Source organism: Mycobacterium sp. OTB74, from assembly GCF_029892685.1.
Lineage (GTDB): Bacteria > Actinomycetota > Actinomycetes > Mycobacteriales > Mycobacteriaceae > Mycobacterium.
The window spans coordinates 342,458-349,978 of the sequence record NZ_JARXVD010000004.1; the positions used below are offsets into that span (position 1 = coordinate 342,458).

Below are 7,521 nucleotides of genomic sequence, written 5' to 3' on the forward strand. Positions count from 1 at the left end.
CCCGATTGCGGGGGCTCAAATGTCCCCGAAGCGCCGAGATTTTGGGGACAACTGCCTCTGGTCGCGGGAGAATCATCGCTCATGACCACACCGGATTTCCACACCGTGATCGTCGGGGCCGGATTCTCCGGCATCGGCGCCGGCATCCTGCTGGACCGAGCCGGACTAAGTGACTACCTGATCATCGAAGCCGGCACCGCCCCCGGTGGTACCTGGTACTGGAACACCTATCCCGGTGTTGCCGTGGATATTCCGTCGTTCTCGTACCAGTTCTCCTTTGAGCAGAGCACGGACTGGTCACGCACCTACGCCAAGGGGCACGAACTCAAGGCCTACGCCGAGCACTGTGTCGACAAGTACCGATTGCGCGACCGTATCCGGTTCGGCACCCAGGTCACCGGTGCCGAGTACCACGACGAGGCCGATCTGTGGCAGGTGCACACCGACAGCGGCACCGTCACGGCGCGGTTTCTGATCAACGGCAGCGGGGTGCTGACCGTGCCCAAACTGCCGGACATTCAAGGCGTCTCGGACTTCGCCGGGGTCACCATGCACACCGCACGCTGGGACTCCGGCGCCGATCTGACCGGCAAGCGGGTTGCGATCATCGGCACCGGCGCGTCGGCGGTCCAGGTGATTCCGGAGATAGCGCCAATCGTGCAGCAGCTCACGGTGTTTCAGCGGACACCCATCTGGTGTTTCCCCAAGCTCGATCGGCCGCTGCCGACCGCGGCGCGCTGGGCCATGCGCATCCCCGGTGGCAAGGTGCTGCAGCGGCTGGCCAGCCAGGCCTACGTCGAACTAACCTTTCCCTTGTCCGTCCAGTACTACAACGTGTTCCCGTTAGCCGACGGTGCGGCCCGTACTGGCCGGGCGTACCTGCGTCGTGAAGTGCACGATCCGGTGATCCGCGACAAGCTCACCCCACGCTACGCCGTCGGCTGCAAACGGCCCGGCTTCCACAACACCTACCTGTCCACCTACAACCGCGAAAACGTCTCGCTGGTAACCGAATCCATCGAGCGGATCACTGCAGAGGCAGTACTCACCACCGATGGTCAGGCTCACGAGATCGATGTGCTCATCCTGGCCACCGGATTCAAGGTGATGGATGTCGACAGCGTCCCGACGTTCCCGGTGACCGGTCCGAGCGGAGAAGGCCTTGGAGAGTTCTGGGACACCCACCGATTGCAGGCCTACGAGGGGGTCAGCATTCCCGGCTTTCCGAACTTCTTCACCGTTATGGGGCCGTACGGGTACGTCGGATCGTCGTACTTCGCCCTGATCGAAGCGCAGGCTCACCACATCGTGCGGTGCCTGCTGCGGGCCAAGCGTGCCGGTGCCCGCCGGGTGGAGGTTTCGCAGGAGGCCAACGATCGCTATTTCGCCGAGATGCTGCGCAAACGCCACCGGCAGGTGTTCTGGCAGGACAGCTGTTCGCTGGCCAACAGCTACTACTTCGACAAGCACGGCGACGTGCCGCTGCGGCCGGCCACCACCGTGGAGGCCTACTGGCGTAGTCGTCGATTCGATCTCGACGATTACCGGTTCACCGCGTAACGGCGCACTGCCGCAACACATATGAAAGTTCTTCGATGCCGGTAACTTTTCGCGGAGATCCGCACGCCTGCAACCTGTGTCCGTGACGTGACGGTCTGGGCGAAAATGCCGATGGCCCCGCACCACAGGGGGTGCGGGGCCATCGCGCAGAAAAGCTAGACCGAAGCCTTGAGCTCGTCGACCTTGTTGGTCTGCTCCCACGGCAGCTCGACGTCGGTGCGGCCGAAGTGGCCGTACGCGGCAGTCGGGGCGTAGATGGGACGCAGCAGGTCCAGATCGCGAATGATCGCACCCGGACGCAGATCGAACACCGAGGTGATGGCCTTCTCGATCCGAGTCGGGTCGACGGTCTCGGTACCGAACGTCTCGACGAACAGGCCGACCGGGGCGGCCTTGCCGATGGCGTAGGCGACCTGCACCTCGACGCGCTGCGCCAGCCCGGCTGCGACCACGTTCTTGGCCACCCAGCGCATCGCGTACGCGGCGCTGCGGTCCACCTTTGACGGGTCCTTGCCGGAGAAGGCGCCGCCGCCGTGGCGGGCCCAGCCGCCGTAGGTGTCGACGATGATCTTGCGGCCGGTCAGACCGGCGTCACCCATCGGGCCGCCGACAACGAACTTGCCGGTCGGGTTGACCAGCAGCCGGAAGTCCGAGATGTCCATGGTCTGGTGCGCCAGATCAGCCAGCACGGATTCCACGACGTGCTGACGGATGTCGGGGGCCAGCGTGGCGTCCAGATCGATGCCGTCGGCGTGCTGGGTGGACAGCACCACGGTGTCGAGCCGAACCGGAACGTTGTCGCGGTACTCGATGGTCACCTGGGTCTTGCCGTCGGGACGCAGGTAGTCCAGCTCACCGCTCTTGCGGACCTCGGTGAGGCGACGCGACAGGCGGTGCGCCAGCGCGATCGGCAGCGGCATCAGCTCGGGGGTGTCGTCGATCGCGTAACCGAACATCAGACCCTGGTCGCCGGCGCCCTGCGCGTCCAGCGGATCACCGGCGCCCTCGACCCGCGCTTCGTGCGCGGTGTCAACGCCCTGGGCGATGTCCGGCGACTGCGCGCCGATACCGATGTTGACACCACAGGTTGCGTAGTCGAAGCCCTTGTCCGAATGGTCGTAACCGATCTGGCGGATCCGGTCGCGCACGATCAGCGGGATATCGGCGAACGCCTCCTTGGCGGTGGTGGTCACCTCGCCCACGACGTGCACCTGGCCGGTTGTCACCAGCGTCTCCACCGCGACCCGCGACTTGGGATCCTGCGCCAGCAATGCGTCGAGCACCGAGTCGCTGATGGCGTCGCAAATCTTGTCGGGGTGGCCCTCAGTTACCGACTCGCTGGTAAACAGCCGACCTTCACTCACGTCCAAATCCCTTTCGTAATGCTTAGTACGACAAATCGTATCCGCAGAGGGTTATACCCCAGCGAGTTCCTCCTCGAAGCACAACCGTTATAACCACGTAGAGCCGTGATTCGGCTACTCGGCGCTGCCACGTAGAAATGCCACGACGGCATCGACGATCCGGCTGGCCATGAGTGTCTTGGAGCCATGCTCCAGTGTTCCCTCGGTGCCGTCGGCGGCCAGCAGCCAGCCGTCGTTAACATCGACCTCAAATGCTCGGCCATCGCCGACCGCATTGACTACCAACAGGTCACAGCCCTTGCGCCGCAGTTTGGACCTGGCGTGGAACAACACGTCGCCGTTGGCGTCACCTGTTTCGGCCGCAAACCCGACGATAGCTCGCGTATTGGGCAACTGTCCGTCTTCGCGAGCGCTTACCGCCGAAGCGAGGATGTCATCGGTGCGTGTGAGTTCGATCACAGGTGCCTGGTTTTCCTCGCCAGGCTCGTGCGTCTTCTTGATCTTGCTGGTGGCTACTTCGGTGGGCCGGAAGTCGGCGACTGCGGCCGCCATCACGAGTACGTGAGCGTCCGGCGCGTACTTGAACACCGCGTCGCGCAACTGCGCGGCCGAACCGATGCGCACCACGTCGACACCAGCCGGGTCGATCAGGCCAGCCGTATTCCCCGCTATCAGAGTGACGTCGGCGCCGCGCTGTGCCATCACTCGGGCCACCGCATAACCCTGCTTGCCGGAGCTGCGATTACCGATGAAGCGCACCGGGTCGATGGCCTCGCGGGTACCGCCGGCAGTGACCACTGCCCTGACGCCGGTCAGGTCCCGAGGCAAGGCATCACCGCGTTCGAGCAGCAGATGGGCGAAGGTCGCGATCTCCTCGGCCTCAGGTAGCCGTCCCGCGCCGCTGTCGGCCCCGGTAAGACGTCCGGAGGCCGGTTCCAGTACCACTGCCCCGTGCCGCCGCAGCGTCGCCACGTTGTCGACCGTGGCCGGGTGCATCCACATCTCGGTGTGCATCGCCGGGGCGAACAACACCGGACAGCGGGCGGTCAGCAGGGTGCCGGTGAGCAGATCGTCCGCGCGGCCCGAAGCGGCACGCGCCATCAGGTCCGCGGTGGCGGGCGCGACGACGACCAAATCGGCCTGTTGGCCGAGCCGGACGTGCGGAACCTCGTGGACGTCCTCGAACACGCCGGTGTGGACGGGATTGCCCGACAGAGCTTCAAAGGTGGCTGCGCCGACGAACTTGAGCGCCGACTCGGTCGGCACCACCCGGACCGAATGGCCTGCCTCGGCGAGCTGACGGACCAGGGTGCAAGCCTTGTATGCGGCGATGCCGCCGGCCACGCCGACGATGATCCGCTTGGTCACGTACGACCCCCGGCCATCCAGCCCGACCCGATCTACTCGCCTTCGGTGTGCTCGAGCAGGTCGCCGTGGATCTCGCGCATGGCAATGGACAGCGGCTTCTCCTGCAGGCCGGGCTCAACCAGCGGACCGACGTACTCCAAGATGCCGTCGCCGAGCTGGTTGTAGTAGTCGTTGATCTGGCGCGCGCGCTTGGCGGCGTAGATCACCAGCGCGTACTTGCTCGACACCCGATCCAGCAGCTCATCGATAGGCGGGTTGGTGATACCCAGCGGCGTGTCGTAGGCGGTGGCGGCGTCGGAGTCGTTGCTCTCGACCATGGTGCTCACGAAAAATTCTCCCGGCGTTCGGCGTGAAGATTGAGGCGCTGTCGGGGTGGTCTGTGCCGCGGGGCTCAGACCGATCAGCGGTCCACCAGCAAGGATACCAATTCTGCACAGGCGGACTCCAACTGACTGTTCACAACAGTCACATCGAAGCTCTCCTGAGCAGCCAGTTCGGCTCGCGCGGTATCCAGGCGTCGGGCCTGGACTTCGGGGGTTTCGGTGCCGCGGCCGGTAAGTCGGCTCTCCAGCACCTCCCAGCTGGGCGGGGCCAGAAAGACCGACAGGGCCTCGGGCATGGCTTTCTTGACCGCCCGAGCTCCGGCCAGATCGACTTCGATAAGCACCGGGTGACCGGCGGCCATGGCCTCCCGGATCGGCTGTGCCAGAGTTCCGGAACGGTGCAGGCCACCGTGGATATCGGCCCATTCCAGCAGTTCACCGTTATCGATGAGCTGCTGGAATTTCTTGGCCGAGACGAATGTGTAGTCGACACCGTCGACCTCGCCGGGACGCGGGGCACGCGTCGTGGCGGAAACACTGAAATGCAGGTCGGGCATCCGCTCTCGCAGACAACGCACGACCGTCGATTTACCCACGGCAGAGGGGCCGGACAGCACAACTACACGGTTCATCGCCGTCCGGCCCCACTGCTCGTCAGGTGTGCGTCAGATCAGGAAAAGTCGAACTTTTCCAGCAGGGCCTTGCGCTGACGATCGCCGAGGCCGCGCAGGCGGCGGGTCGGAGCGATCTCCAGCTCGGTCATGATTTCCTGCGCCTTGACCTTGCCGACCTTGGGCAGGGCCTCCAGCAGTGCGGAAACCTTCATCTTGCCCAAGACCTCGTCGGTCTCAGCGTCCGTCAGGACCTGCTTGAGGTTGGTGCCGCCACGCTTCAGCCGATCTTTGAGCTCGGCACGCGCTCGACGTGCGGCAGCAGCCTTCTCCAACGCTGCCGCGCGCTGTTCGTCGGTCAACTGGGGAAGGGCCACGGGGTTCCTCCGTATCTCGCCGTCAATAATTTCCGTCACGGCTGGTCGTTAACCAGCCAGCGACGACGACCGTACCCACGCATTCCGACAAGCGCTAACCCCACCCCCGGGTTAGCTGGCCAAAAGTCCAGCGTGTAGGGCGATCCGACCGGCCGGCGGGCGGTCCCCGGCGGCGAGCCGGCGCGACAGCGATTTGGCAGGCGCCACCAAAATCCGCCTGCGTATCAAGGCATTTGGTGGGCAGCCCGGTCCACAGCCGGGAGGCCGAACGGGCCAGATTCCGATAATCGGGCAGTCGCACAGCTCAGTGAAGATAAATTTTCGCAGGTCACGGCGTGTCGGGCGTGTCGGTGCGCTCCAAATGGTCCCGGCACCGGCGCCGCCGCGAACAGTTGGTCGATCAACACCGCGTATCCAAACCGTGATCGGCTACACAGGGGGCACACATGCCGGCCAAAGAGCGCACAAATGAGGCCTTCCTACCGTCACTACCAGTGCGGCGAGATTTCGCCCCACCAGACTCAGAAGACGGAGTGAAGCCATGAATTTCAAACGGGCCTTGACCGCATCGACACTGACCGCAGGCATCGGCCTGGCCGGACTGTTCGGCATTGGGCTCGGCGCAGCCAACGCCGACCCGGGTGGTCCGTGCCCGCCCGGGGCACCGTGCGGCCAGCACGATGACCACGGACCTGGCGACCGCGGCCCCGGCGGACCTGGCGATCACGGCCCCGGCGGCCCCGGCGGACCGGACTGGCACGACGACCAGGGTCGCGACTGGCAGCACCGCGGCATCGATGATGCGCGCCGGGACCACCAGCCGTTCAACTGGAATGGCCAGTGGATCAACCCGGTGTTCGACCCGGGCCACAACGGGTGGGGTTTCAAGCTCGGCCCGATCTGGATGCCCTTCTGACGCAGGCTATGCAAAACGGCTCACCACGCAATCGTGGTGAGCCGTTTTGCTGTCGATGGGACTGTCGCCGGGTTTCAGGCCAGGTAGGCGACCGAATCGCGCATGCGTTCCGCGGCCGACCGCAGGGCGCCGACGTCGGGTCCGGAGCGCAGTACCTCTCGGGAGACCGCAGGCAGCAGGGTTCCCCGTTGCGCGCCGCCCAGCCCGGCCAGCGCCTCGGGTCGGCCGCCCTGGGCGCCGACGCCCGGAAGCAGCACCGGACCGCCGAGGCGGCTCAGGTCGGGCACATCCGCCAGCGTGGCACCCACTACGACGCCCACCGAGCCGTCGCCGGCGGTGTTCGCTGCGGCGACGTCGTCGACGATCGTTTGGGCGATGGTCCTGTCCCCCGCCAGCGCCCGCTGCACGCTGGCCCCCTCCGGGTTGGATGTGGCCGCCAGCACGAAAACCCCACGCCCGTGCTGTGCTGCGGTGTCCAACAACGGCTGCAGCGAGCCGAAACCCAGATACGGCGACGCGGTCACGGCGTCGGATGCCAGCGGTGAATCACCGGCCCAGGCCTGGGCGTATGCGGCCATGGTCGACCCGATATCGCCACGTTTGGCGTCGGCCAACACCAGCACGCCTGCCTGTTGCAGTCCGGCGATGGTGCGTTCCAGCACGGCGAATCCGGCTGAGCCGTAGGCCTCGAAAAACGCGACCTGCGGCTTGACTATTGCGAACCCGGCAAAGGCCTCGACACAGATGTCACTGAACCGGGCCACGCCGTTCGCCGACACCGGCAGACCCCAGGCCGTGAGTAGCTCGGGATGCGGATCGATACCCAGGCACAGCGGCCCGCGCTGTGTCATCGCGGCCGACAGCCGCGTCCCGAAGCTCAATTGCTCCTCGCGTGCACCGGAACCTGATTGCTCCTCGCGTGCACCGGAACCTGATTGCTCCTCGCGTGCACCGGAACCTGATTGCTCCTCGCGTGCACCGGAACCTGATTGCTCCTCGCGT

At 65.5% G+C, this 7,521-nt stretch carries 8 protein-coding genes; 2 read left to right on the top strand and 6 right to left on the bottom strand.

The window, feature by feature from the left end; translation table 11 throughout:
- Positions 1–81: 81 nt before the first annotated feature.
- Complete coding sequence (locus M2432_RS09285) at positions 82–1,560, top strand: NAD(P)/FAD-dependent oxidoreductase (protein ID WP_280826494.1); 1,479 nt, start codon at positions 82–84, stop codon at positions 1,558–1,560.
- 155 nt (positions 1,561–1,715) lie between these two features.
- On the opposite strand, the gene metK is transcribed toward M2432_RS09285, so the two are convergent.
- The 5 genes from metK to mihF all read right to left on the bottom strand — a co-directional run bounded on the left by metK (position 1,716) and on the right by mihF (position 5,603).
- Complete coding sequence (metK, locus tag M2432_RS09290) at positions 1,716–2,924, bottom strand: methionine adenosyltransferase (RefSeq protein ID WP_280826495.1); 1,209 nt, start codon at positions 2,922–2,924, stop codon at positions 1,716–1,718.
- 114 nt (positions 2,925–3,038) lie between these two features.
- Positions 3,039–4,292 (bottom strand): bifunctional phosphopantothenoylcysteine decarboxylase/phosphopantothenate--cysteine ligase CoaBC, encoded by a 1,254-nt coding sequence (gene coaBC / locus M2432_RS09295; protein ID WP_280826496.1) that lies wholly within the window; start codon positions 4,290–4,292, stop codon positions 3,039–3,041.
- Between the two features lie 32 nt (positions 4,293–4,324).
- A complete protein-coding gene (gene rpoZ / locus M2432_RS09300) occupies positions 4,325–4,609 on the bottom strand; it encodes a DNA-directed RNA polymerase subunit omega (protein WP_280826524.1) in 285 nt (94 codons plus the stop codon).
- 83 nt (positions 4,610–4,692) lie between these two features.
- Positions 4,693–5,247, bottom strand: coding sequence for a guanylate kinase (gmk, locus tag M2432_RS09305; RefSeq protein WP_280826497.1), 555 nt, complete (start codon positions 5,245–5,247; stop codon positions 4,693–4,695).
- A 38-nt stretch (positions 5,248–5,285) separates the two neighbouring features.
- Positions 5,286–5,603, bottom strand: a complete 318-nt coding sequence (gene mihF, locus M2432_RS09310; protein WP_011894593.1) for an integration host factor, actinobacterial type — start codon at positions 5,601–5,603, stop codon at positions 5,286–5,288.
- Between the two features lie 541 nt (positions 5,604–6,144).
- Here mihF and M2432_RS09315 point away from each other — a divergent pair.
- Positions 6,145–6,519, top strand: coding sequence for a hypothetical protein (locus M2432_RS09315; RefSeq protein ID WP_280826498.1), 375 nt, complete (start codon positions 6,145–6,147; stop codon positions 6,517–6,519).
- Positions 6,520–6,593: 74 nt separating this feature from the next.
- On the opposite strand, the gene pyrF is transcribed toward M2432_RS09315, so the two are convergent.
- Positions 6,594–7,370: an orotidine-5'-phosphate decarboxylase gene (gene pyrF, locus M2432_RS09320; RefSeq protein WP_280826525.1), complete on the bottom strand. Its 777-nt coding sequence runs from the start codon at positions 7,368–7,370 to the stop codon at positions 6,594–6,596.
- Positions 7,371–7,521: the final 151 nt, after the last annotated feature.